The organism is Aureimonas ureilytica DSM 18598 = NBRC 106430 (assembly GCF_000382705.1).
GTDB classification, from domain to species: domain Bacteria; phylum Pseudomonadota; class Alphaproteobacteria; order Rhizobiales; family Rhizobiaceae; genus Aureimonas; species Aureimonas ureilytica.
In genome coordinates this window covers 33,329-58,141 of record NZ_ARQE01000007.1, presented here as the reverse complement: position 1 = coordinate 58,141, position 24,813 = coordinate 33,329, and the positions used below count along the sequence as shown (strand labels likewise).

The window sequence follows — 24,813 nt, the reverse complement described above, 5'->3', positions numbered from 1 at the left end:
TTGTTCTCCTCCCGAGAGACGACGTTGGATACTTCGAGGCTCCGTTCAGCGGAGCCATTCCATCGGCCACAGCACCAGCTGCGGAAACAGGACCAGCAGGAACAGGACGCCGATCTGCGCGATCATGAAGGGCAGCGCGCCGATGGAGGCGCGGTGCATGGAGACGCCGGAGACGCCGGAGGCGACCGACAGCGCGATGCCGACCGGCGGCGTGACGAGGCCGATGGCGCAGTTGATGACGAAGAGGACGCCGAAATAGATCGGATCGATCCCCGCTTCCTTGACCACCGGCAGGAGCACCGGGGCGAGGATGAGGATGGTTGGTCCCATATCGAGCGCCGTGCCGACGGCGATGACGAGCAGCATGATGACGGCCATCAGCAGCTTGGGATGCTCGATGAGCGGCTCGACCAACTCCAGGACGATGCCCGAAAGGTCGGCGATCGAGACGAACCACGCGGTGGCCAGCGCGGCGGCCGCAAGCAGCATGACGACCGCCGTGGTCGTCGCGGCGTTTCGGAAGACCTCGAAGAGCTGCGAGGGCTTCAACTCCCGATAGACGACCAGCCCGACGAAGAGCGCGTAGACCACGGCCAGGACCGCCGCCTCGGTGGGCGTGACGATGCCGAAGCGAATTCCGCCGAGAATGATGACCGGCAGGCCGAGGGCCCAGGCCGCCTCGCGCGTCGCCCGTCCGCGCTCGGCCCAGCTGGCGCGGGGAAGCGGCGCCACGTTGTCCAGCCGCGAAACGACCATCCAAGCCGCCAGCGCGCCGGCACCCATCATCACGCCCGGCACGATGCCGGCCATGAAGAGCTGGCTGATCGACAGATTGGTGGCCACCCCGAAGATGATGTAGGCGATGGAAGGCGGGATGATCGGCGCGATGATGCCGCCGGAGGCGAGCAGGCCGACCGAACGCGCCTCGTCGTGGCCGGCTCCTCGCATCATCGGCAGGAGCATGGTCACGAGCGCCGCGGTGTCGGCGGCCGCCGAGCCGGACAGCGACGCCAGGATGATGGCGGCGAAAATCGCGACCACCCCGAGACCGCCGCGGAAATGCCCGGCGAGCGAGATCGCGAAGGCGACGATCCGGCGCGACATGCCGCCCGCATTCATGAGTTCGCCGGCGAGCAGGAAAAAGGGAATGGCCAGAAGCGTGAAGCTGTTAGCGCCCACGATCATCCGCTGCGAAATGATCTGCGGGTCGAACATGTCGAGGGCGAAACCCATGGCGACCGCGCACAGGATCAGGGAGAAGGCAATGGGCACGCCCACGGCCATGGCCGCGCCCAGGACCGCCAGGAAGATGACGAGGCTCATTCGTGCAACTCGCCCTGCGCGACCGGAGCATCGGTCAGGCGGCCACTCGCGTAGCCGATCATGCGCCAGCCGGCCATCAGGCCGATGGCGAGGCTCATCGGCACGGCCACACCGAAGAGCCAGCTCATCGGCATGCCGGTCACCGGCGCGGCGTTCGTGGCGTTGACGTGCCACTGCATGAGCGTACCGGCTAGAAGGAGTAGGCAGCAGGCGAGGATCAGGCCGTTCGCAATTGCCAGGAGGATGCGACGCGTCCTAGGTCCGACCGAGACGACGACGGAATCGAAGCCCATGTGCAGGTCGCGCCGCATGGCGGCGATCGAGCCGAGGAAGATCAGCCAGACGAAGCAGAAGCGCGACATCTCCTCCGAGAAGTCCAGCCCCGAGCCAAAACCGTAACGCAGCACGACATTGCCGAAGACCATCGCCGTCATCGCCGCCAGGAGGGCGACGAGGGCGATGTCGATGGCTCTAAAGAACAAGTGGTTCAGTTGTTTCATTTGCGCCCTCCTCCAACGCGAATGGTTTCTCCCGTGACGTACGGGGCGGCGAAGAGCAGCCACTCGGCGGCCTCCGCCACCTCATCCGGCGTGCCGACCCGGCCGAGCGGAATGCCGGCGGCCGTTGCGTGAAGCGCTTGGCGGTCGGCGAAAACGGCCTTCTGAATGTCCGTGTCGATGATGCCGGGGGCCAGGGCGTTGACACGCACGGCCGGCGCGAGGTCACGCGCCATGGCCTGCGTCAGGGCAAGGAGCGCCGCCTTGGTCGCGCCGTAGAGCGCGTGGCCGGGCGACCCGCCGTTGGTGCCGGCGATCGAGGACATGTTCAGGATGGCGGCGCCCGGATGTGGCAGGCGGGCGCGCAGAAAGGCCGAGGTGGCCAGGAGCGTGCCGGACACGTTGACGGCAAGAACGCGGGCGATCTCGATGGCCTCCATCGCGTCGAGCGGCATGGGCCGACCGAGGATGCCCGCGTTGTTGACGAGATGCGTCGGCGGCCGGCCGGCGAGCGCCGCCTCGGCCTCGGCCAGTGCTGCCTCGTCCGAGACGTCGACGACCTGCGTGCGCGCCGAAGCGCCAAGTCCGGCCCGCGCCGCTTCCAGGGCGCGTTCGTCCCGGTCCCACAGCCAGACGGCGGCGCCCCGGTTCACGGCCCGCCGCGCTATCGCAAGCCCGATGCCCGCAGCGCCGCCGGTGATCAAAACAACCGGGACCGTCACGCTTCGAACTCGTGCGCGAAGGCTTGATGCCCGGCGAGATCGACCAATTGGGAAAAGCGCGCATAGTCGAACCCTTGCGGGTTGGCGGCGATGCGGCGATCGGTGCGCAGGCGTCGCAGCGCCTCGGCCTGTGCCGTAAGGCTCGCCAGAAGCGTGGTCAGCGCGAACAGGCAGATCGAGAAGCCCATGTCCTGCAATTCGTCCAGCCCGAGCCGGGCCGCGTCCGTGCCGTCCACGAGGCTGACCACCTTCGGGTTCGGCAGGGCTCGGGCGACTTCCTCGACCTGGGCTACGGTGCGGATGCCGTCGACGAAAACGAGATCGACGCCGGTATCGCCGTAGCGCCGCGCCCGTTCCAGCGCAGCCTCCATGCCTTCGCTGCCGAGCGCGTCGGTCCGCCCGATCACCAGCATATCACGGCCGCAGGCGTCGCGGGCGGCGATGGCGGCGCGCAGGCGCGCTTCGGCCTCGAGCGGCGGGACTAGCCGCGCGCCGGCCAGCTGGCCGCAGCGCTTGGGCATCTGCTGGTCCTCGACATGGAAGGCGGCGACACCGCTCCGCGCGTAATCGGCCACCGCTCGGCGCAGGTTCAGCGGTCCGCCATAGCCGGTATCGGCATCGGCGATCACCGGAATGTCGGCTGCGGCCGCCATCGCGCGGGCCTGCTCGGCCATTTCGGTTTGGCCAAGCAGACCGAGATCGGGGGCCCCGAGCCGGCTCGCCGTCGCCCCGAGCCCGGTCATGTAGACGGCCGGGAAGCCCGATTGGGCGACCAGTCGCGCCGAAAGCGCATCCGGTGCTCCAGGGGCGGCAACGATCCCCCGCTGCGTCAGAAGTCCCCGCAGAACCTTCGTCTGATCGATCATAAACCGGGTCCCTCCTGCTGTGGCGATAGCGTGGCTGGCAGTCTGTCGCTCCAGTCGGCATGCATCTTGAGCTTGGCGACGAAGCCAGCCTCGTCGCCGTCGAGCAGCCTTTCGGCCATCTCCTGATGCTGGATCAGGCCAGACTCGCGCCGTTCGTCGAAGGGCGCTGTGAGAAGCGTACGCAGCGTCGCGAGCTTCGCCTCAGCCAGCCGATAGGCATCGCGGACGAGGGAGTTGCCGCAGCAGGCGAAAAAGACGCCGTGATAAGCCGTGTCCGCGTGACCATAGGCGCGACGGTCGCCGCCCGTGTGCGCTTGCGACATCTGACGCACCGCCGCCTCGAGCCCGGCCGCCACGTCGTCCCGCGCCACGCGCACCGCCATCAGCGCGGCCTCGCGCTCCAGCATGAACCGGTAATCGCATAGCATCGCGACATCCGTTTCCGTCGGGTTGAAGACGAAGCTGCCGCGCTTCGGGCGCACCTCGACGAGCCCTGTGAACTGCAATGCGTTCAAGGCATCGCGGACGGGCGACCGACTGACACCGAACGCCGCACAGAGCCGTTCTTCGGAGATGTTCTCACCCAAGGCGAACTCCCCGTCGACGATCGCGTCGCGCAGGCGATCCGCCACCATCGCCGCGAGCGACGGCGGCTGCACGATCCGCAGCGTGTTTCGGCCGGGCATGCCCACATCTCCACTTCTAACATGTAACACGTTACATGCTTGGTTGGAGCTTCGCGTGTCAAGGTGGATCGCTTGTGCCGTTTCGCTTCTCGTCGTGAACGCCTGGCCGGCATGGGCGTGAAGGTTCACTAACTGGCTTCGGGCGGCGTCGACCTGACGAGTTCCACGAGCCGCATGACGATGAGCGTCATCAATGCGGTGGCCGAGTTCGAGCGAGACCTTCTGATCGAGCGCACCTAAGCCGGGCTGGTCCGGGCCAGGGAGCAGGGCAAGGTGCTGGGACGTCCGGCAAAGCTGACACCCGAGCAGAAGCGCATAGTGGTCGAACGGATCGGGGAGGGGGCTTCCGTCCCTGCACTGTCCCGCGAGTTCGCGGTCAGCCGCCTGACGATCCAGCGGGCGCGCGATGGCGTCTCCAAACGAGGCGAGACCGTGAGCTAGGGGTGGTTTTCTTCCGTTCTCCTTTCGGGCATTCACTCGATCGAAGCTGACGTCCCGCAGCGAAGCTCGGACGTGTCGCATCGAGAAGGCGTTGAACATGGTCGAACTGCTGGCGGAACTCAGCCGTCTGATCGTCCGCCTTCAAGGCCGGGCCTTCTTTCAACCCCCTGCAAGCGCGAAAGAGATCGCCGACGCCGAAGCTGTGATGGGGCTCTCGCTACCGGAAGCCTACAGGATGTTTCTACGGCTCCACGACGGCGGGTTCATCTCTCCTGATCCGGTGGACGAGGCCGACGAAAGGGCGTTCGCGGACGGATGTTGGAACAGCCATCATCTTCGTGGATGCGCCGATCTCGTCAGGGAATACCAGGACGCCTTTCTGCGGGAGAAGGACATCGACCCCGACCTCGAGGAATGGCCCTACATTCCGTTCTGTCATACCGACGGGCAGGAAGTCCTTGTCTTCGGCCCTCGCGGACCGAACGGCATCGAGCCGGTGCTGGATGCCTGGCATGAAGTCGGTCCCGCCGAATGGGGCGTTCTGGCGGACAGCTTCGCGGACTTCCTGAGGACCTACGTCGATAGCGAAGGCTTTCCGCCAACGATCGGCTCGACGAAAGGGTAGCGGTTCTCACCGCACCGCAGAGGCGTTCAGGTCATGGTCTTATTCCGGGATCCGAAGACCCGCTAGGAAATCGGCGACGATGGGTCGATAGCGGATGGACCGCTTCCGGACGTCCGCCTTTCTGGCGCCGACCGACGCGCATGGATGGTTTTCCGGCGGTCTGCTTCGAGCGACGAGATGCAAGACGCGGACGGGCGGCTCGCACTTTAGGTTTGCCGCGTTTGGTTCGAGGATGTCGGACGCCAAGCTCAGATCAAACGCCGGATCGCTTCGACGCTGTCAGATGCAGATCGTCCAGTTCTCAGTTTGAACCGTTCTTCTCGTCGAAGCTCTTCGTACTAACGCGGCCTCCTCGGCTCCGCCTCAGTGAAACATGCAGGCGCGCCTCAGCTGCGTTGACCTCCCGCAAAGCATCGTGCGTGTACCGGACATGCGCTTCGGCAGCCTCTCCGGCCGCTTCCGCATCCCCTCTTTCGATTGCCTCGTATATTGCCCGATGTTGTGCGCGCAGGGCGTCTCGGGTCTGCGGCCGCTGGAAGAGCTTGCCCCGGTTCTCGATGATGCCCGTTCGCAGCATTCCCGAGAGGGCACGCATCACGTGAAGGACGACGAGGTTGTGGCTCGCCTCGTAGACGGCGATGTGCAGATCGACGTCCGCATCCGCTTCGTCCTGCTCCACGCCTCGTTCGTGCGCCGCGTCGATGGCATCGATGCAGCGCTTGAGCTGTGCCCGGTCGACATCGTTGGCCCGGCGCGCCGCGAGTTCGGCCGCCATCCGTTCGGTCGTGTAGCGAAACTCGAGATAGTCGTCGACGACCATGCCATGGGCCGACATGAGTTCCATGAGGGGATCTGTGATCGCGCGGCCGATGGGGGCTACGATTCGACCTTCCGGCACCGACCGGATCAGGCCGCGATCCTCGATGATCTTGATCGCCAAGCGAAGCGTTGGCCGCGAAACACTCAGTCGGATCGCAAGTTCGCGCTCGGGGAGAAGGAGGTCCCCGGGCGCGAGAGAGCCTTCCAGAACGAGCTCTTCGAGATGTCGAGCCGTTCGTTCGACGACGCTATCCTCCTTCGAGCCGCCTCCATCCGCCTTGAACTTTTCCATGTCGCTCTTGAACCCTCGCTGGGTGCGGTTGACTGGTCTGGTAAAATGATTTTACCAATGGCCTTCGGGGGTGGAGGTGACGCCCGTATAGCGTGAGATTGTATAGCACCGCCGAGCCTGCCTTGCATGCCTTCAGCGGCGCTGAAACACCAACAATTGCCGTCGTCGATGGTCGAACTGGTCTTCCGGCTCTAATGAGGCGGCCGACAGGCCGTACGGGCCGCGCAACGTCGAAGCTTGGTCAAGGCATTTGGCCATTTGCCGGAAAAGGTGGTCCGGCATTGGTGGTCGGCCAGCGCAGGACCATGTTTCGGGAGGAAATCCGTATCATGAATGAAAGCCTGCTGGCCTTGCTGGCCGTGACGCCGATCGCGGTCGTCTTCCTGCTGCTCATGGTGATGCGACGATCCGCCAAACTGGCCATGCTGATGGCCTATCTCGCCACGCTGGCGCTGGCTCTCACGGTCTGGGGACAGTCGTTTTCCGTCGTCGCCGGCGCCACGGCGAACGGCATCGTCACGGCGCTCACGCTGCTCTTCATCATCTTCGGCGCGATCCTCCTTCTCCAGACCGTGGAGGAAAGCGGTGCGATCCGGACGATCCGCCGTGGGTTCAGTGACCTGACCCCGGATCGCCGAATCCAGGCGATCATCATCGCCTGGATGTTCGGCTCGATGATCGAGGGAGCCTCCGGCTTCGGAACCCCTGCGGCCGTTGCCGCTCCGCTTCTCGTCGCCCTCGGCTTCCCGGCCATGGCCGCCGTCCTCGTCACGCTCATCATCCAGTCGGTCCCGGTCTCTTTCGGCGCGGTCGGCACGCCCATGCTCGTCGGCATCAAGATGGGGCTCGGGTCGAGCCCCGAGGTGGCCACGAGCGTCGCTCCGCTGTCGACGGCCGAGTACGTGATCCATGTCGCCGCGAACGTCGCGGTCATCCATGCCGTCGTCGGCTTCGTCATTCCGTTGATGATGGTCGGCATGATGACCCGCTTTTTCGGAGCCAACCGGTCCTTCGCGGACGGCTTCCGCGTCTGGAAGTTCGCCCTGTTCGCCGGCATCGCCTTCACCGTGCCCTATACGATCGTCGCGCAGCTTCTCGGCCCCGAATTCCCTTCGGTGGTGGGCGGTCTCGTCGGCCTTCTCATCGTCGTTCCCGCCGCGCGGGCCGGCTTCCTCATGCCGAAGGACCGCTTCGACTTCCCGGCGCGGGAAGCCGCTAACGATCACTGGTTCGGCTCGATGACGCCCGGCGAGGCAGAGGCCAAGGACGCGGGCGAAGCCCGTCCCATCTCCCTGCTCACAGCCTGGTCGCCCTACATCATCGTCGCCGCACTCCTGATCGCGACGCGCACGATCGCCCCCCTCAAGGCGGCCCTGACGTCCCCGAACGCGACGATCGCCTTCAACGATCTCTTCGGCTCCGGGATCGATGCGTCGTCGCAGCTCCTCCATGCTCCGGGCACGATCCTGATCCTCTCCTCGCTGATCGCGTTCGGGCTCTATCGCATGAGCAGCCGGGCCTACGCACGGGCCTGGTCCCGGTCGGCCGGGACGATGATGGGGGCGGCGGCGGGTCCAACACCGTCTCCAACATGATGTTCGCGCTGTTCCAGTTCTCCGCGGCCGAACAAATCGGGCTGGCCGGGTTCGGCACGATGATCGTCGTCGCCCTCCAGGCGGTCGGCGGCGCGGCCGGAAACATGGTCTGCGTGCACAACGTCGTGGCGGCCTCCGCCGTGGTAGGCCTGAAGGATCGTGAAGGAGAAATCATCCGCATGACGCTGATCCCGATGGCCTACTATGTCGTCCCAGCGGGCCTGATCGGTATGGACCTGATCTACGGCGGACTGTGGCTGGCGCTTGCCGCGGCCTGGCTTGCCATCGTCCTGACGACGATGGCGACGAACAAGGGCCACCTGAGGGCTCGCGCACTCGCCGCCTGATCGGCACAGGAACGAGACGAGGCCCGGCGGAGATTTCCTCCGGGCCCCGCTCACAAGACGGCAACGAACCGCCCGTCGTCAGCCGCATCTTGCCGGAGCGCCCGTTCGTCGTGGGCCGCGCCTTCAAGACGGTTCCGCGACGAACGGATGCTGCCGTTTCGCACACAAGGCCGGTCGCGCCAGCATGGACGCGCGGAGCGCGGCGATCCGGCGGCCATTTCCAGGGAAGATCCAGACACATGCGCCTTCACGACTGCCACAATTTCCATGACTTCCGGCGCCTGGCGAAACGACGTCTTCCGGGGCCGATCTTCAACTATATCGACGGCGCGGCAGACGATGAGGTCACCTATCGCCGGAACACCGCCGCCTTCGAGACCTGCGATCTCCTGCCGAGCGTCCTTCGCGGCGTCCAGACGGTGGATCTGTCCGTGTCGGTGATGGGGCAGAGGCTTGCGCTGCCGTTCTACTGCTCGCCGACGGCGCTCCAGCGGCTCTTCCATCACGACGGCGAGCGAGCGGTGGCCGCGGCCGCCGGCAAGTTCGGCACGATGTTCGGCGTGTCCTCGCTCGGAACCGTCAGCCTCGAAGAGGCTCGCGCGATCAGCTCGGGTCCGCAGGTCTACCAGTTCTACTTCCACAGGGATCGCGGCCTGAACCGGGAGATGATGGCGCGCGCCAAGGAGGCGGGCGTCGAGGTCATGATGCTGACGGTGGACTCGATCACCGGCGGCAATCGCGAGCGCGATAAGCGCACCGGTTTTGCCATTCCCTTCCGGCTCAATGCGGCCGGCATCGCGCAATTCGCGGTCAAGCCCGGCTGGGCGATCAACCATTTCCGGCACGAGAAGTTCAAGCTTCCGCAGCTCGACAGCCACGTGGACATGGGCAGCGGCACGGTCTCGATCAGCCGCTACTTCACGGAGATGCTCGACCCCTCCATGAACTGGGACGACGTCGCCGAGATGGTGGCGCACTGGAACGGTCGGTTCTGCCTGAAGGGCGTCATGACGGTGGAGGATGCCAAGCGCGCCGTCGACATCGGCTGCACCGGCATCGTCCTGTCCAACCACGGCGGGCGCCAGCTCGACGGGTCGCGCAGCGCCTTCGATCAGTTGGCCGAGATCGTGGACGCCGTCGGCGACCGGATCGACGTGATGATGGACGGCGGCGTGCAGCGCGGAACGCATGTGCTGAAGGCCCTGTCCCTCGGCGCCAAGGCCGTCGGGCTCGGGCGCTACTATCTCTTCGCTCTCGCCGCAGCCGGACAGCCGGGCGTGGAACGCGCGCTCGAACTGATGCGGAGCGAGATCGAGCGCTCCATGCGCCTGATGGGCTGCGCCGAGATCGGCGACCTGTCCCGCTCCAACCTGCGCTTCCGTTAGACACGGCCGGTCCGGCGGCTCGTCCGGTTCGCCAGCGCAGATCGATCATCAACGCCATCCGGGGGCATCTGACCGAAGAGGGCAGGGTCGCACCTCCGAGCCCTGCCTCGGTCTCGATGCGCGGCGATCCGCGACGGACCGGAACGCGGCACGGCGTTCGGCTGGTGGGGCGTCATCTTCGGGATCGGCCTCGGCTTCGGCCCGCTGATCGGCGGGCTGGCGATCGCCGTCGCGAGTTGGGAGTGGGCGTTCCTCGTCCATGCGGCGCTGGCGCTCGTCACGCTCGCGCCCGCACGGACGGGCGTGGTCGATTCCTCCAATCCTCATGCCGTCCGGATCGACCTGCCAGGCATGGCGACGCTGTCGCTTGCCGTGTTCCGCCTCGTCCACCTCATCACGCAGGGTCAGGGGCTGGGCGCCGATCGTCTCCGCATCGTGCTGGCCGGCGTCGGAGGGATCAGCTTTCTCACCTTCATCGCCGTGGAGACACGCGCCGCGCGGCCAATGTTCGATTTATGGCTCCGTTGCAACGATTTTCGGACCAGCGGAAACGGAGAAAAGTTGGCCAAAGCAGATCGCCCCGCCTGCAGTTTCCCCTCCAGTTTGGCACCAATGTTTCCAGAATGCCGATATTCCGACGCTGTCGGCCGTCGATGGATGGAGGCGGTCGAACAAGTTTCCAGCCGCCAGACCCCGTGCAACGGAGCCCGAGTTACCGCACCCCGGAAGATTTCCGGGATGTCGGTTGTCGGCCAGATGCCCCCTGAGCTTCGCCTTAGGGTTTCGGCTGATACGTGATGGTGGCGTTGGGCTGCTCGTGGGAGATGGACTTCGGAGCCTCGCTGCGCGTGATCTCGGCGAAGATGTCGTCGGACGAGGAGCGGGGGCCGCCGATGCCGGCTTCCAGGAGCGCCTGGTCGAGCGACGAGCCGCTCTGCAGGGCCTGCAATTCGGCGCCGGCCTCGAGCCGTCCCGCGACGGCCTCCTGCCGCCGCTTGACGCGCTCGAGCGATTCCATCGCGCTGCCGAGCCGCGAGTTGACGCCGGCATGGCTCGAGGCGATCGCCGATTGCGCCTGCAGGAGCGACTCGTTCGCCTTCACGCTCTCCACCTCGCGCCGCATCGTCTGGATGCGCGTCTCGGTGTCCTGCACGGCGCGCAGCATCTGCGCCTGCGCGCCCTGGAGGCGCTGCAATTCGGCCTCGTCGCGGGCCATGTCGGCGCGATTGCGCGACATGCGGTCGGCAAGCTGGCGGGCGAGGTCCTCGCGACCGGCCGCCATCGCCGCACGGGCCGATTCCAGGTCCTTCTGGTCCTTCGCCCGCGCCTCGTCGACGCGGCGCCCGAGCGCCTTGGCCGATGCCATGATGCCGGCGAGATCCGAGCGCGCCTTGCGCAGGGCGTTGTCGGCGTCGCGGATCTCCTGGTCGAGGATGCGCAGGGCCTGCGTGTCGGCCGCGCTTTCGGCCGCCTCGTTGATGCCGCCGCGCACGGCGGAAAACAGTTTGCCCCAGACGCTCATGCCGCGATCTCCCCGTTGCGCCATTCCTCGATGAGCCTTGCCGCATCCTCGGCGTTGCTGGCCAGGACCGCGACCTCCTCCACCACCACGTCGGCCGACGAGCGGGCCGAGAGCGAGCCGAAGAGTTCGTACCACTCCTGGCCGTTCACGATCGAGATGCCGAAGGTGGAGAGCGGCACCAGCTTGTGCGTCTTCAGCGCGAGGCGCTCGAAGGCGCTGCGCTCGGGCACGCTCTCGGCGGGTGCCAGCATGACGCTGGCGAGGATCTGGTCGCCGCCTGCGACGACGAAGACGTCGAGATGGCCCTTCTCCTTCAGCGTGACCCGCAGGACATCACCCTCGATCGTCACGTCGACGTCGCCGAGGGCGGGGGGATCGGAGGCGAAGAGCTCCGTCAGGGATGCGAGATTCAAGTTGGCCACGTCTGCAAACTCCCGTCTCGAACCGTTCCTGCCCTTCCGTCGGGCGGCCAGCATGTCATAAGGGTTGTAGCGAACGGCACAAGGTGGAACGCGATGATCGGACGCATCTTCGGCTGGGGATCGGGCGGCAACCAAGCGGCGCTGCCCGCCGAGCACGGGCCGCTCGGCGTCGCCATCGGGGGCGGGATCGAGATCGACACGCTGAGCCTCCAGGCCATGGCGGTCGGAGCGCAGCCCGCCATGGCGCTGCCGTCCGGCGGCATGATGCTGGTCGCCGCCTATGGCGAGGCGCGGCTCGACGCGCAGACGGTCCTGTCGCGCTACTACGATGCCGACAACACGATCCTCCAGATCCTCTCGACGTCCGCGACGCCCGGCGACGAGCTTCTCGACGTCAGCGTCTACCAACCCTGGGACTCGGTGGTGCCGGCGGGCGCGGCGGACTGGGCGCGCTGGCGCGGCCCCTCCGGCCTCATCGGCCAGCCGCGCTACGACGCAGACGACATCGTCTTCGAGCGCTTCTGGGGCGACGGGACGGGACGGGCCGATCTCGTGGAGTTCGTGGAAACGGTGGACGACGGGGAGAGCCGCCGCGAGATCCACCAGTCCTGCATGCTCTATGCCCGGCCGCTCGGACAGGCGCGCGAGATGCTCTTGATCAATATCGAGCGCGATCTCGGGACGGCGGCCTCGCAAGGCTCCTCGATCGAATTCATCCTCGGCTATGGGCTGATGGCGGCCGACATCCGCCGCCTCTGACCCGTCGGCCCTCGTTCCACGAACACAGGACATTCCGCAGCATGTTCGGCTACGTCGCAGGCCTGCCGGCCTTTCTCGCCTACTTCGCCACCGGGCTCGGCTCGCTCGCCGCCTTCTCGGTCCTCTACTCCGCGCTCACGCCCCAGCACGAGCTGACGCTGATCCGCACCGGCAACGCCACGGCGGTCGTCGCGTTTCTGGGCGCGATCCTCGGCTTCTCGCTGCCGCTCGCTTCGGCCGCCGCCAACTCCGTGTCCCTCGTCGATTTCCTGATCTGGGCGCTGATCGGCGCGATCTTCCAGGCCATCGCCTTCGGGGTCGCCAGCCTGACGATGCGCGGGCTGCCGCAGCGGATCACCAATGGCGAGATGGCGGCGGGGCTCTGGTCCGCCGGCATCTCGCTCGCGGTCGGCATGCTCAATGCCGCCTGCATGACCTATTGAACGGGGAGAGGCCATGACCAGACGCTTCATCTCCAACAGGCCGCCGCTTCTGGCGCTCGGCACCATCGCCGCGAGCGGACTGGCGCTGTCGGGCTGCGGCGACGAGCCGTCCGCCGACACGCTCTTCACCTCGCCGACGCAGTGCATCGAAGCCGGTATCGACAACAATATCTGCAATGCCGAGTATCAGGCGGCCCTCAGCCAGCACCTGCGCGATGCCCCGAAATTCGACGGCCAGGCGGCCTGTGAGACCGAGTATGGGGCCGGTCGATGCATGGAGGTGCCGCGCGACCAGGCCGGCGCCTCGGGCGGGGGAAGCTTCTTCCTGCCCTTCATGACCGGCTACCTGATCTCCTCCGCCGTGCAGCGGATGACCAACTACAATTCCTACGGCAGCTATGTGAGCGGCGGGTCCTATTCGCGCCCGACGCCGATCTTCACCGGCCGGAACGGGACGACCTACCGGTCCGATCCGGTGATCGGCAATAAGGTCGGGACCCCGCGACCGGCCAATGTCAACACCCGCACCGTCTCGCGCAGCGGCTTCGGCGGCCTGTCGTCCAGCCGCAGCGGCTTTTCCTTCGGCGGCTGAGGATGGAGCGCCATCGGATCGAGCCGCGCGAGGGCTGGCAAGCGAAAGCCGAGGCCGTCGGCTTCGGCTTCGGCTTCCACGAGATGTACGGCGAGCCCTACTGGCTCGACGACACCTATTATCGCTTCAGCCTCGCCGAGATCGAGGACGAGATCGAAGCCCCGACGCAGGCTCTGCACGACCTCTGCCTCGACCTCGTGGCGGAGGTGGCGCAGTCCGACGCGCTGATGGCCCAGCTCGACATCCCGCCGGAGCAGTTCGACTTCGTGCGCCGGTCCTTCGCCTCCGGCGAACCCTCGCTCTACGGGCGCTTCGATCTCGCCTATGATGGGCGCGGTCCGGCCAAGCTCCTGGAATACAATGCCGACACGCCGACGGGCATCTTCGAGGCGGCCTATTTCCAGCACAACTGGCTGACCGACCAGATCGAGCTCGGCCGTCTTGCCGGCGACGCCGATCAGTTCAACCTCCTGCAGGAAAGCCTGATCGCGGCCTTCGGCGCCTTTCCGGCCGACCGCATCTTCCATTTCGCGGCGGTGACCGAGAGCGACGAGGATCGCGGAACCGCCGCCTATCTCATGGACTGCGCGGTTCAGGCCGGACATCGCACGGCGCTCATCGACATGGCGGCGATCGGCGTCGACGCGCTGGGCCGCTTCACCGATCCGCAGGACCGCGTGATCGACCGCTGCTTCAAGCTCTACCCCTGGGAAGACATGATGCGCGAGCCCTTCGCGCCCCATCTTTCGGCGTCCGGAACGCAATGGGTCGAGCCCGCCTGGAAGGCGATCCTGTCCAACAAGGGCATCCTGCCGCTCTTGTGGGAGCGGCATCCCGGTCACCCGAACCTCCTTCCGGCCTATTTCGAGGGCGATCCGAGGGCGGCGGCACTCGAACACAGCGTGCGCAAGCCTTTCTTCTCGCGCGAGGGCGAGAACATCTCGATCCTCAAGGCCGGCGAGACCGACGAGGCGACCGACGGCGACTATGGGTCGGGCCGGAGCGTCATCCAGGCGTTGACGTCCTTGTTCGAGGCCGAGGGACAGTTCGCCGTGCTCGGCACTTGGATCGTCGGGACCGAGGCGGCAGGGCTCGGCATCCGGGAGGACCGCTCGCGCATCACCCGCAACCTTTCGCGCTTCGTGCCGCACGTCATTCAGGATTGATCGTCGGTCCCACCCCGCGATCGCGCCCTTCGGATCGACCGTGAAGCGTCAACGTGAACGGCCCTGGCCCTTCGAAACGAAGCGGCAGGATCGGGCGCGAAAGCGCATGGGCTGCTTCCCAGCGCCCGCGTCCGCCGGGCTGATCGGCATGATGGGGTGAAAAGGCGACAGTCAGCTTTCCGGCATCTGGACGGATGAGCGGCCGTTTTCCTCGAGCCCCTGGAAACGACAACACAGCCCGACCCGCTCTTGGCGCGGTCCAGCTTGATGTCGGGGCGGCGCCGGCCTTTGCGCGTCGTGCCAGAACCTTTCGCCTTGTTCCGCCGTCGGGGGCAACCGCTCGCAAGCCGAGCCGCGGTCGGCGCCAGCGCTGCGCGACCTTTCCTCCCTTTCTGGAGCGCAGCTGCCCTGCCGCGGTATTGCATTTGACAAGGCCCGATCGCTCTGCGTCTAATATTGCCTAGAGGTTTAAAGTAGCGCAGAGCGATATTCTGTTGGACAAAGATCCCCGCGAGAGCAAATTGTTCGTAGAGAGCGTCGAGCGTGCGTTCGATGTCCTGCGCGCCTTCAAAGGGCGCGCGTCTCTCAGTCTCACGGAAATCGCGGGCGAAGCCGGGATCACCAAGAGCGCGGCGCAGCGTTTCACGCACACGCTCGAAGTGCTGGGACATCTTCGCAAGGACGAGGCCAAGCGCTGGCGGCTGACGCCGCGCTCGCTCGAGTTCGGGACCTACTACCTCTCGATGGACCCGCTCATCGAGCGCGCGAACCCGCATCTGCACGAACTTAATGATGTGAGCGGCGAGTCGGTGAACCTGTCCGAACCGGACGGCGACGAGATGGTCTATCTTGCCCGGTTCACCGCCAACCGGCAGTTCTTCATCCACATGCCGCTCGGCACGCGCATTCCGATGTACTGCGCCGCGTCCGGACGTGCCTTCCTCTCGACCCTCCCGCGCGAGGACGCCTGGAAGATCGTCGAAGGCGCGCAGAAGCGCCCGTTCACCGCAAAGACCCTCACCGATCCCGAAGCGATCATGCAGCGGGTCGACGAAGCGCGCGAACGCGGCTTCGCGCGGGCGGAGGAGGAGTTCTACGTCGGCGACCTCAATATCGCGGCGCCGGTGATCGGACCGGACGGAAGGACGCTGGGCTGCGTCAACATTTCAGGGCCGACAAGCCGCTGGACCATGGACCGGATGGAAGCCGAACTCGCACCGACGCTCATTCAGACGGTGCGATCGATCTCTTCGGGCAGCTACCTGCATACCAATCGACACCCCCTCGCAAAAAGGACTTCGGCATGATCAGGAAGACATTGCTCGCCGCCACGCTTCTCGTCACGCTCGCCGCGCCCGTGGCTGCCGAGCCCTTGAAGGTCGGGTCCACGCCGACCGGCGTGCCCTTCACCTTCCTCGACGTCGGATCGAACCAGATCCAGGGCATGATGGTCGATCTCGTCAAGGCGGTGGGCGAGGAGGCGGGCTTCGAACCGCAGGTCCAGCCGGTGGATTTCGGCTCCCTGATCCCGGCCCTCACCTCGAACCGCATCGACATCATCTCGGCCGCGATGCTGGCGACGGAGGCCCGCAAGCAGGTCATCGACTTTTCCGACCCTGTCCTGCCGTATGGCGAGGGGATCGTCGTGGCCAAGGGGGGAAGCCAAACCCTGTCCGCCTCCTTCGATGAACTCGCCGGCGAGGTCATCGGGGTCCAGCAGGGGACCGTCTACCTCGAGAACCTGCGAGCCTCCGGCAAGTTCGGTGAGGTGCGCGTCTACGACTCCCTTGCCGACATCCTCGCCGAAGTGAACCGCGGACGCATCAAGGCCGGGATGGGCGACCGTCCGATCATGGCCTACCAGCTTTCGCAGGGTCGCTACCCGAACATCCAGCTCGCCGACTACGAGAGCCAGTATGTCGGCTCGGTCGCTCTCGGCGTGCGCAAGGGCGAGACCGAATTGCTGGGCCGGCTGAATTCGGCCCTCGCCAAGCTCAAGGCGAACGGCACCGTCGACACGCTCGCCGCCAAATGGGGCATCCAGTAAGGGCGCAGGAACCGGGGGGCCAATCGCATGATGCAAGCCATCCACTCCGCAGGACAGTACCTGCCTATCCTGTTCCAGGGTGTCGTGATCACCGTTTCGCTGACAATCGCGGCGCTCGTGGTTTCGACTGTCCTCGGCTTGGTCTGGGCACTGATGCGCTATTCTGGCATCGGGCCGCTGGTGTTCGTGTCGAAGACGGTCGTCAACACCGTGCGCGGCATCCCCATCCTGGTCCAGCTCTTCTACATCTACTTCGTTCTACCGGAGTTCGGTATCGAACTGAGCGCATTCCAGGCCGGCGCGATCGGCCTGGGCATCGCCTATTCCTGCTACATGGCCGAGAACTTCCGGGCAGGCCTCGAAGCCATCGACAAGGGGCAGATCGAGGCGGCCCAGTCGATCGGGATGAAATGGTCCCTGATGATGCGGCGGGTCATCCTGCCTCAGGCCATCCGAACGGTCCTCCCGCCCTACGGCAACACCATGATCATGCTGCTGAAGGATACTTCGCAGGCATCCGTCATCACGGTGGCCGAACTCACCATGCAGGGCAAGCTCGTGGCTGCGTCCACCTTCGACAACATGACCGTCTACACGCTCGTCGCCCTGCTCTACCTCGCACTCTCGATCCCGCTGATCGTTCTCGCGTCCTATCTGGAACGGAGGTACAGCCCGCAATGATCCGACTTCAGAACGTCCACAAGCGGTTCGAAAAGCTGGAGGTCCTCAAGGGTATCGACTGCGAGGTGCGGAAGGGCGAGGTCGTCTGCCTGATCGGCGCGTCCGGCTCCGGGAAGTCCACGCTTCTCCGCTGCATCAACGGGCTGGAAAGCTACGAGGATGGTCTCATCACGATCGATGACGCCAAGGTGGACCGCAGGGACGCCTCGATCCGCGACATGCGCCAGTCCGTCACGATGGTGTTTCAGCGTTTCAACCTGTTTCCCCATCGCACCGCGCTCGAAAACGTCGTGGAGGGCCCGATCCACGTGAAGGGCGAACCACGCGCTCAGGCCGAGGAGCATGGGCGCGAGCTCCTCGCGAAGATGGGCCTGTCGTCCAAGGCGAACAATCTTCCGGCCGCCTTGTCCGGTGGTCAGCAGCAGCGCGTCGCCATCGCGCGGGCACTCGCCATGCGGCCCAAGGCGATCCTCTTCGACGAGCCGACCTCCGCGCTCGATCCCGAACTGGTCGGAGAAGTGCTCGGCGCGATGCGCGAACTGGCCGACGAGGGCATGACCATGCTGGTCGTCACGCATGAGATGGCCTTTGCCCGCGAGGTCGGCGACCGCGTGCTCTTCATGGACGGCGGCCTCATCGTCGAGGAAGGACCCGCCGAGGAGGTTCTCACCGAGCCGCGGCATGAACGCACGCGCGACTTCCTTCGACGCGTTCTCAAACAATAGGCATTCGATCCGTGACCAAGCTCGAACTCCCCCCGTCGCTCTGGGCTGCCACCGCGGCGGAACCGCCGGCCACTTCACCTCTCGCAGACGACATATCCGTCGATGTCGCCGTGATCGGCGGCGGTTACGCGGGTCTGTCCACCGCCCTGCACCTTGCCGAGGCGGGGCGGAGCGTTCAGGTCATCGAAGCGGGCGAGATCGGTTGGGGCGCCTCCGGTCGAAGCGGTGGGCAGGTCATTCCCGGCATCAAGTATGATCCCGACGGGCTCGTGAAGCTTTTCGGAGAAGAGGGGGGAAGGCGGGCGGCCGAACTCTTCGGATCGACGGCCGCCAAGGTCTTCGAACTGATCGACCGTCACGGCATCGATTGCGACGACACGCGCACGGGATGGGCGCAGCCTGCCCACTCGACGGCTGCCGAACCCCTCGCGCTGGATCGCTGCCGACAATGGAAGCGGCTGGGCGCCGACGTCGTGGAACTGACCCGCGAGGAGATGGCCGAGCGTCTCGGCACCGACGTCTATCACGCCGGATGGCTCGATCGGCGCGGCGGCAGCGTCCAACCCCTCAGCTACACCCGTGGTTTGGCGCGTGCCGCCCTGAAGGAAGGGGCGAAGGTCGCGACGCGCACGCGTGCGACCGCCCTCACACCTACGGGCGATCGCTGGCGGATCGGAACCGATCTCGGCCCGGCCGTCACCGCCCGCGACGTGATCGTGTGCACCAATGCGCATTCGACGGGACTTTGGCCGAAGCTCGAACAGTCGATGATTGCCGCCAACAGCTTCCAGGTCGCGACGACCCCTCTGGCCTCGAACCTCAGCGCGACCATCTTGCGGGATGGTGTCGTTGCCTCGGATACGAGACGGCTGCTGTCCTACTTCCGGCGGGATCGCGAGGGGCGTTTCATCATGGGGGGACGCGGCACGTTCGCCGAACCGAGATCGCCAGCCGACTATCGCCATGTGGAACGCATGCTGACCCGCGCGTATCCCGTTCTTTCGGACCAGCCGATCGAGTTCCGCTGGGGTGGCCGCGTCGCGATCACGCGGGATTTTCTGCCGCATCTCCATCGTCCGGCCGACGGACTGTTGATCCTCGTCGGCTGCCAGGGACGGGGCGTCGCGCTGCAGTCGAAAATGGGCGAGTGGATCGGCGACTACCTGGTGTCGGGCGACCCGAACCGTCTTCCGCTGCCCGTGGTGGATATCGAGGCGATCCCGTTTCATGCCCTTCGGAAATTGTACGTCTCCGCCACGCTGGCCTACTACAAGTTCGCCGACATCGTGTCCTGAGCCGTCCGTATCGCCTGACGAGGGTTCGCCGGAGGCTGGGTTGCAGACCGCCCGTCGGGTCGCGATGATCCCGTCCTGTTCGCGTCGCGGGCGTTGAACACCCGGAAGAGCCGTCCGATCCGCCAGCGAGACTGTCCAGCATCCAGCGGAACGGACCCGTCCGGACCCATCCCGCATCGTCTCGAAACCCCGGATCGCCTTGTGCGCCGTCTCCTGCGACTGGAAGCCCCTGACCGGACGGATGCGCTGCGTCAGCCCGCCGGGGTCGGACTCGAGGCGGTCGTTCGGATATTTGACCTGCCGATGCCGGCAATAGGGTGCGCGCCGCCCCTCCCGGCTCGGCATGGCGATCGCCTCGTTGGTGGCCGGGTTCTTGTCGGTCCGGTCTGCCTTCCGCACACGCTGGCTGAAAGCCGCCGTGAGCTCGGCCGGGTGCTGGAGCCTCAGATCGAGCGGATCACGCGACAAGGGCTCCCGACGGCTAGGACATTTGCCGGAAGATCCTTCGTCACGACGCTTCCGGCACCGACCACGGTATTCTCGCCGATCGTCACCCCCGGGCACACGATCGACCGTCCGCCGAGCCATGCTCCGCTCCCGATCACGACGGGAAGGGCGGACTCCCAGCCAGCCCGCCGCGTCGCGGCATCGAGCGGATGCGTGGCGGTGTAGATGTGGACCCCCGGCGCGATCTGGACCTCCTCGCCGATGGTGATCGTGTTGCAGTCGAGAAGGACGCAGTCGTAGTTGACGAAGCTGCGCGCGCCGATCGAGATGTTCCACCCATAGTCGCAGCGCAGCGTCGGCTTGACGATGGCGCCTTCGCCGAGATGCCCGAGCAGTTGGCCGAGAATGCCGGTCAGCCCGTCGACATTGTCGCCCTGCAAGGCGTTGAAGCAGGCGAGAAGGGTTTGCGCACGGGCGTGGGCTGTAGCGAGTTCGGGATCGCTCGCCATGTAGTTCTCGCCCGCGAGCATCCGCTCCTTCTGCGTCGTCATGCCCAAGAGTTTCCTTTGGTCGCGATGTCCGCGTCGAGATATGTCGCGGCGACCGGGGAAGGACAGGGACGGGTCGAAAACCGATGGGCCGCTTTCGGATCAGAGGCTGAACGAAGCGGACGCGCCAGAGAGGCTATGCGGGATGGTTCTCGAATGCCGTGCGGAGCGCCCGCGAGACCGCGATCGGCAGCACCGACATGTGGGTCTCGTTCCCATAGCGCTCGTAGTGAACCCTGAAGTCGGGTAACATCTGGAGACGCATCGCCATCTCGTGGGTCAGATCGAGCGTTCGTGCGAGCCTGGCCTTGGCCAGTCGGGCTTGCGTGTCGTCGCGGTCGAGCTGAAAAGGCGCGAGCGCGTCGCCCTCGAACTCTCCCGCCCCCAGATGGACGACGATCTTGCGTTCTGGCTCGGGGACGAACGTCGCGACGAAGCGTCGCTCGGCCTCCAGGAGAATGGCGTCTTCCCAGTAGATGGTCGGACTGGCCGCCACGAAGCGCGTGAAGCTTCGGGTTCCCTCGAACAGGGCGTAGAGCGCGAAGAGGCCGCCGAATGAATGGCCGAACAGTGTGCGGCGCGTCGCGTGGAGCGGAGCGAGCCTTTCCACGATCGGCAGGACCTCGTTCTCCAGCACGTCGAGGAAGCGGCGGGCCCCGCCCGTGAGGACCGGCGGCCCGTCCGGGGTGAAGGGCGGATAGGTGCGACCGGGCGGCGGCGAAAGATCGAAGGCGCGGCGCAACGGGTCGTGCGTGCCCGGACCCGGATAGCCAATGGCGACAACGACCCCCGGGGTGACGTTGGTCGCGCCTGGATGGGCGCCCTGCAAGCGAAGGGTCTCGACGGCGGTCGCGATCATCGCGTTCCCGTCGGTGATCGCGAGCAGAGGCCATCCGTCCTCGGGCACCGGACCAGAGGGAATATGGACGAAGATGCGCCAGACCCCCGCTTCGATCGCGCTCGGCAGATCGAAGAACTGGGTCTCGGCGAGACCGACGGGCTGGAGGGAAGGCTGGAACGGGGTCAAGACGCGTGACCTTTCTGCTGCACCGATCGGCAATCCGTAAGCGCGAGTGATTTTATGCGGGAGAGACCGTGATCAAGGCCTGAACAAATGTTGACTCAAAAAATCACGTTTCATAGCTGGGAGCCCTGAATTCTTCTTCGCATCTCCGAGGCCCACCTTCATGTCTTCGCACTCCGATCTGTCCCTCCTTCGCCTCGGAATGTTCAGCGTATCCCTCGTTGCGATCTGCGCGGCCGTGCCGGCCACTGCCCAGGACGCGGTGACGCTCGATACGGTGGTCGTGGACGGTGTCGGCGGCAATCCGAGCGTGGGCGTGGGGGGAGGCGTCCAGCAGGATGGCTATGTCGCAACCTCGGCCCGCGTCGGAACCAAGACCGACACCCCGCTCGCCAAGGTCCCCCAGACCGTCAACGTCGTCACGCGCCAGCAGCTCGACGACCGCCGCGTCCAGACGCTCAAGGAGGCGCTCACCTACACGCCCGGCGTTCGCGTCGACGCGTTCGGCTTGGACAACCGGTTCGACGCCTTCTACATCCGCGGCTTCGACGTCACCTATACGGGCGTTTACCGGGACGGGCTGCGCGAGTTGAACGGCGTCTTCTCCCTGTTCAAGACCGAGCCCTACGGCCTGGAGGCGATCAGCGTGCTGAAAGGGCCGAGCTCGGTGCTCTACGGAGGCGGCTCGCCCGGCGGCATCGTCAACCTCGTCACCAAGCGACCGACGGATCAGCCCTTCCACGAGGTCCAGACCCAGATCGGCAACAACAACCGCTACCAGGCCCAGTTCGACGTGTCGGGCCCGGTGAACGGGAACGACAACGTCCTCTATCGCCTGACGGGCTTGGCGCGCAGCGCCGACACCGACCTTCGCTCGGTCCCCGACGACCGGATCTACATCGCGCCCGCGCTGACATTCCGCTCCGAGGACCTTGCGACGTCCTTCACGCTTCTGGGCGAGTATTCGCATTACGAGGTCGGCGGCAACCCGGGCATCTACAACGAGAACGGCCGCTTTACCGGCATCGAGTCGGGCGATCCTGCGCTTGGCACCTTCCTGCAGGATCAGGGACGCGCAGGCTACGAACTCTCGCACGAGTTCAACGAGACCTGGACCCTGCGCCAGAACGTGCGCTACGCCCATATCTACACCGATTCGCCCTACACCACGATCGGCTTCATCCGGCCCGATCGCCTGAGCGCGTCCCGCTCGGCGGTCGTCGTGAACGACAAGCTCGACTCCTTCGCGATCGACAACCAGGCCGAGGCGAAGTTCGCAACGGGCGCGCTGGAGCACACGCTCCTGACGGGGCTCGACTACACCGCGGTCGACGTGCGCCACAAGATCGGCTTCGGGACCGCTCCCGACCTCAGCCTCGTCACCTTCAACTACGGTCAGCAGTTCATCGGACGGCCGAGCTACAATTTCTACGACGTCACGACGCGCCAGGATCAGGTCGGCCTCTATGTCCAGGACCAGGTCGAGTGGAACCGCTTCGTCCTGACGCTCGGAGGACGCCACGACTGGCTCGACACGCAGGACCGGGCCAATAACGGCCTTGGAACCGATGCCGAACAGCGCGACAGCCAATTCTCCGGACGCGTCGGGCTGGGCTACCTCTTCGACAACGGCTTGTCGCCCTACCTCAGCTACTCGACCTCGTTCGCGCCGACCATCGGGCGCAGCTTCGAGGGCGCGTCCTTCGAACCGAGCGAGGGCGAGCAGGTCGAGGCGGGCTTGAAGTACCGGCCGAGCGACCTGAACCTGACTGCCGGCGCGGCCGTGTTCCATATCGTCCAGACCAACGTCCTGGCCGCCGACCCCGTCAACCAGAACTTCCAGATTCAGCGCGGCGAGGTTCGCTCGCAAGGCGTCGAGCTCGAGGCCGCGACGAGCCTTCCGCTCGGCATCGACTTGACGCTCGCCTACACCTATCTCGACCTCGAGATCACGCAGGGCGACAACCAGGGCAAGGTGCCCTCCGGCATCCCCGAGCACAGCGTGTCGCTCTGGGGCGCCTACACGTTCGCCGAGGGTCCGGCCGAAGGGCTGGGTGTGGGGCTCGGCCTGCGCTATGACGGTGAAAGCTACGGCGACGACACCAACACGTTCCGCAACGACGACCGGTTCCTGGTGGATGCCAAGGCCTCCTACGACTTCCGGCGCCTGAACGCACAGCTGGAAGGGGCCGAGGCGCAGATCAACGTCCGCAACGTCTTCGACAAGCGCGACCCGGTCTTCGCGGGCGGCTTCGGCTATTACACCGAAGGACGCCAGGTCATTGGTTCCCTGCGCTACCGCTTCTAACCGAAGGCAAGAGAACAGGATGGATCGCCAGCGTGATCGGGCCGAATGGCATGGGCCCGCAAGGCTGCCGATCGGTCGATCGCGCTCATCGGACGGTCATCCTGTTGTCGTCGGAATGACCGCTTCCGGGCGGCACGCGAGACCGCCCGAGGGACGCAAACGGGCCGGCCCGCGCTTTCAGTCCCTTGCGCTGCGCCGACCGGCGCCGTTCCGGAACCCACGAGGCAGGGCCTTGCGGGCTCGCGGACCCATCGACGCGTCGACACGGCCTGCAAACGCCGAGGGCGCCGGTCAGAAGATCGACGTCACGGGCGTCCCGTCGCCTTTGACGTAACCGCGATACATGCCTTCGGAGTTGAAGGGCAGCGCGACGTTTCCGTGCCGGTCGACCGCGATGAGGCCGCCGGACCCGTCATTGGGCGCGAGAATGCGATGAACGACATGGGCCGTCGCCATATCCAGGCTTTCGCCGAGGTGGCGCATGCGGGCCGAGATCTCGGCGGCGGCGCCGAAGCGGATGAAGACTTCGCCATGGCCGGTCCCGGAGACGGCGCAGACATCGTCGGCGAGCGTCCCCGCGCCGATCACCGGCGTGTCGCCGACCCGCCCCGGCGCCTTGCCTGTCATCCCGCCGGTCGAGGTTGCGGCCGCGAGGTTGCCGAGCCGGTCGCGCGCGACGGCGCCGACCGTGCCGTGCCTGACCGAGGCGTCCTTCGACGTTTCGCCGCGCGCCCGCAACGCCAGTGTTTCCTGCAGCGCGTCCCAGCGCTTCTGCGTGAAGAAGTAGCCCGCCTCCTCGAAGGGCAGGCCCGCATCCCGCGCCAGACGCTCCGCCGCCTCGCCGATCAGGACGACGTGGGGCGTCCGCTCCATGACGGCGCGGGCAGCCCGGACCGGGTTGCGCGGGCCGAAGAGACCGGCCACGGCTCCGGCGCGCCGGTCGGCACCGTTCATGACGGCGGCGTCCATCTCATGGCGGCCGGCGCTGGTGAACACGGCACCCCGTCCGGCATTGAAGAGGGGCTCGTCCTCCAGCGCACAGACCGCCGCCGTCACCGCGTCGAGCGCCGCGCCGCCGTCGCGCAGGACCGCGGCGCCGGCCTCCAGCGCACGGGCGAGGCCGGCATGGGTGGCTCGTTCGATGTCCGGTGTCAGCGCCGCGCGCCCGATGGTGCCGGCGCCGCCGTGAACGGCAAGAGCGAAAGTGTCGGTCATGGCATGGCTTTCTTCAAACGG

Annotated in this window: 26 protein-coding genes and 1 pseudogene; 15 read left to right on the top strand and 12 right to left on the bottom strand. The window is 66.2% G+C overall.

What is annotated here, in order from left to right; all coding sequences use genetic code 11:
• Positions 1-45: 45 nt before the first annotated feature.
• From B146_RS0115435 to B146_RS29835, 5 genes are read right to left on the bottom strand one after another with little or no spacing between them, the layout of a single operon-like run.
• Positions 46-1,323: a TRAP transporter large permease gene (locus B146_RS0115435; RefSeq protein WP_019997358.1), complete on the bottom strand. Its 1,278-nt coding sequence runs from the start codon at positions 1,321-1,323 to the stop codon at positions 46-48.
• Positions 1,320-1,823, bottom strand: coding sequence for a TRAP transporter small permease (locus B146_RS0115430; protein WP_019997357.1), 504 nt, complete (start codon positions 1,821-1,823; stop codon positions 1,320-1,322). Before B146_RS0115430 ends, B146_RS0115435 begins: the two co-directional genes overlap by 4 nt.
• Positions 1,820-2,542, bottom strand: coding sequence for an SDR family NAD(P)-dependent oxidoreductase (locus B146_RS0115425; protein ID WP_026358633.1), 723 nt, complete (start codon positions 2,540-2,542; stop codon positions 1,820-1,822). The genes B146_RS0115430 and B146_RS0115425 overlap by 4 nt, the downstream gene beginning before the upstream one ends.
• A complete protein-coding gene (locus B146_RS0115420; RefSeq protein ID WP_019997355.1) occupies positions 2,539-3,408 on the bottom strand; it encodes an isocitrate lyase/PEP mutase family protein in 870 nt (289 codons plus the stop codon). The genes B146_RS0115425 and B146_RS0115420 overlap by 4 nt, the downstream gene beginning before the upstream one ends.
• On the bottom strand, positions 3,405-4,634 hold the full coding sequence (locus tag B146_RS29835) for a GntR family transcriptional regulator (RefSeq protein ID WP_244498230.1): 1,230 nt from the start codon (positions 4,632-4,634) through the stop codon (positions 3,405-3,407). The genes B146_RS0115420 and B146_RS29835 overlap by 4 nt, the downstream gene beginning before the upstream one ends.
• Here B146_RS29835 and B146_RS0115410 point away from each other — a divergent pair.
• Complete coding sequence (locus B146_RS0115410) at positions 4,633-5,160, top strand: SMI1/KNR4 family protein (protein ID WP_019997353.1); 528 nt, start codon at positions 4,633-4,635, stop codon at positions 5,158-5,160. The genes B146_RS29835 and B146_RS0115410 overlap by 2 nt on opposite strands.
• A 301-nt stretch (positions 5,161-5,461) precedes the next feature.
• On the opposite strand, the gene B146_RS0115405 is transcribed toward B146_RS0115410, so the two are convergent.
• On the bottom strand, positions 5,462-6,271 hold the full coding sequence (locus tag B146_RS0115405) for an FCD domain-containing protein (protein ID WP_019997352.1): 810 nt from the start codon (positions 6,269-6,271) through the stop codon (positions 5,462-5,464).
• Between the two features lie 329 nt (positions 6,272-6,600).
• On the opposite strand from B146_RS0115405, the gene B146_RS26290 reads away from it, so the two are divergent.
• The 4 genes from B146_RS26290 to B146_RS29575 all read left to right on the top strand — a co-directional run bounded on the left by B146_RS26290 (position 6,601) and on the right by B146_RS29575 (position 10,396).
• On the top strand, positions 6,601-7,866 hold the full coding sequence (locus B146_RS26290; RefSeq protein ID WP_244498231.1) for an L-lactate permease: 1,266 nt from the start codon (positions 6,601-6,603) through the stop codon (positions 7,864-7,866).
• Positions 7,863-8,213 carry an L-lactate permease gene (locus tag B146_RS29830; protein ID WP_244498232.1) on the top strand — a complete coding sequence of 117 codons (351 nt, stop codon included), beginning with the start codon at positions 7,863-7,865 and terminating at the stop codon, positions 8,211-8,213. Before B146_RS26290 ends, B146_RS29830 begins: the two co-directional genes overlap by 4 nt.
• Positions 8,214-8,452: 239 nt before the next feature.
• On the top strand, positions 8,453-9,598 hold the full coding sequence (locus B146_RS0115395) for an alpha-hydroxy acid oxidase (protein WP_019997351.1): 1,146 nt from the start codon (positions 8,453-8,455) through the stop codon (positions 9,596-9,598).
• Between the two features lie 303 nt (positions 9,599-9,901).
• Complete coding sequence (locus B146_RS29575) at positions 9,902-10,396, top strand: hypothetical protein (RefSeq protein WP_192843343.1); 495 nt, start codon at positions 9,902-9,904, stop codon at positions 10,394-10,396.
• Here B146_RS29575 and B146_RS0115390 read toward each other — a convergent pair.
• Together B146_RS0115390 and B146_RS0115385 are read right to left on the bottom strand one after the other, a co-directional pair.
• Positions 10,374-11,120 (bottom strand): PspA/IM30 family protein, encoded by a 747-nt coding sequence (locus tag B146_RS0115390; protein ID WP_019997350.1) that lies wholly within the window; start codon positions 11,118-11,120, stop codon positions 10,374-10,376. The genes B146_RS29575 and B146_RS0115390 overlap by 23 nt on opposite strands.
• Positions 11,117-11,542 (bottom strand): DUF2170 family protein, encoded by a 426-nt coding sequence (locus B146_RS0115385; protein WP_019997349.1) that lies wholly within the window; start codon positions 11,540-11,542, stop codon positions 11,117-11,119. Before B146_RS0115385 ends, B146_RS0115390 begins: the two co-directional genes overlap by 4 nt.
• A gap of 105 nt (positions 11,543-11,647) precedes the next feature.
• Here B146_RS0115385 and B146_RS0115380 point away from each other — a divergent pair, with 105 nt between their 5' ends.
• The 9 genes from B146_RS0115380 to B146_RS0115340 all read left to right on the top strand — a co-directional run bounded on the left by B146_RS0115380 (position 11,648) and on the right by B146_RS0115340 (position 19,250).
• The gene (locus tag B146_RS0115380; RefSeq protein ID WP_026358631.1) at positions 11,648-12,301 is read left to right on the top strand and encodes a DUF2491 family protein; all 654 of its coding nucleotides are present in this window, start codon (positions 11,648-11,650) and stop codon (positions 12,299-12,301) included.
• Between the two features lie 41 nt (positions 12,302-12,342).
• Positions 12,343-12,744 carry a DUF350 domain-containing protein gene (locus B146_RS0115375; RefSeq protein ID WP_019997347.1) on the top strand — a complete coding sequence of 134 codons (402 nt, stop codon included), beginning with the start codon at positions 12,343-12,345 and terminating at the stop codon, positions 12,742-12,744.
• Between the two features lie 13 nt (positions 12,745-12,757).
• The gene (locus tag B146_RS0115370) at positions 12,758-13,336 is read left to right on the top strand and encodes a DUF1190 domain-containing protein (RefSeq protein ID WP_019997346.1); all 579 of its coding nucleotides are present in this window, start codon (positions 12,758-12,760) and stop codon (positions 13,334-13,336) included.
• Between the two features lie 2 nt (positions 13,337-13,338).
• Complete coding sequence (locus B146_RS0115365; protein ID WP_019997345.1) at positions 13,339-14,502, top strand: glutathionylspermidine synthase family protein; 1,164 nt, start codon at positions 13,339-13,341, stop codon at positions 14,500-14,502.
• A 494-nt stretch (positions 14,503-14,996) separates the two neighbouring features.
• Positions 14,997-15,809 (top strand): IclR family transcriptional regulator, encoded by an 813-nt coding sequence (locus B146_RS26285; protein ID WP_081631005.1) that lies wholly within the window; start codon positions 14,997-14,999, stop codon positions 15,807-15,809.
• The gene (locus tag B146_RS0115355; protein ID WP_019997343.1) at positions 15,806-16,549 is read left to right on the top strand and encodes an ABC transporter substrate-binding protein; all 744 of its coding nucleotides are present in this window, start codon (positions 15,806-15,808) and stop codon (positions 16,547-16,549) included. Before B146_RS26285 ends, B146_RS0115355 begins: the two co-directional genes overlap by 4 nt.
• 27 nt (positions 16,550-16,576) lie before the next feature.
• Positions 16,577-17,230, top strand: coding sequence for an amino acid ABC transporter permease (locus B146_RS0115350; RefSeq protein ID WP_019997342.1), 654 nt, complete (start codon positions 16,577-16,579; stop codon positions 17,228-17,230).
• Positions 17,227-17,955: an amino acid ABC transporter ATP-binding protein gene (locus B146_RS0115345; protein WP_019997341.1), complete on the top strand. Its 729-nt coding sequence runs from the start codon at positions 17,227-17,229 to the stop codon at positions 17,953-17,955. Before B146_RS0115350 ends, B146_RS0115345 begins: the two co-directional genes overlap by 4 nt.
• Before the next feature lie 11 nt (positions 17,956-17,966).
• Entirely contained in the window at positions 17,967-19,250 is a 1,284-nt protein-coding gene (locus B146_RS0115340; RefSeq protein ID WP_019997340.1) for an NAD(P)/FAD-dependent oxidoreductase, read from the top strand.
• Positions 19,251-19,433: 183 nt separating this feature from the next.
• Here B146_RS0115340 and B146_RS30280 read toward each other — a convergent pair.
• From B146_RS30280 to B146_RS0115330, 3 genes and pseudogenes are all read right to left on the bottom strand, one after another.
• Positions 19,434-19,649 (bottom strand): annotated as a pseudogene (locus B146_RS30280) (DDE-type integrase/transposase/recombinase); the annotation flags it as partial.
• Positions 19,650-19,693: 44 nt separating this feature from the next.
• Positions 19,694-20,248 carry a sugar O-acetyltransferase gene (locus tag B146_RS0115335; RefSeq protein ID WP_019997339.1) on the bottom strand — a complete coding sequence of 185 codons (555 nt, stop codon included), beginning with the start codon at positions 20,246-20,248 and terminating at the stop codon, positions 19,694-19,696.
• Between the two features lie 133 nt (positions 20,249-20,381).
• Positions 20,382-21,272, bottom strand: a complete 891-nt coding sequence (locus B146_RS0115330) for an alpha/beta hydrolase (protein ID WP_019997338.1) — start codon at positions 21,270-21,272, stop codon at positions 20,382-20,384.
• Between the two features lie 160 nt (positions 21,273-21,432).
• On the opposite strand from B146_RS0115330, the gene B146_RS0115325 reads away from it, so the two are divergent.
• Positions 21,433-23,577, top strand: coding sequence for a TonB-dependent siderophore receptor (locus B146_RS0115325; RefSeq protein ID WP_019997337.1), 2,145 nt, complete (start codon positions 21,433-21,435; stop codon positions 23,575-23,577).
• Between the two features lie 291 nt (positions 23,578-23,868).
• Here B146_RS0115325 and B146_RS0115320 read toward each other — a convergent pair whose 3' ends face one another.
• Positions 23,869-24,792 carry an isoaspartyl peptidase/L-asparaginase family protein gene (locus B146_RS0115320; protein WP_019997336.1) on the bottom strand — a complete coding sequence of 308 codons (924 nt, stop codon included), beginning with the start codon at positions 24,790-24,792 and terminating at the stop codon, positions 23,869-23,871.
• Positions 24,793-24,813: the final 21 nt, after the last annotated feature.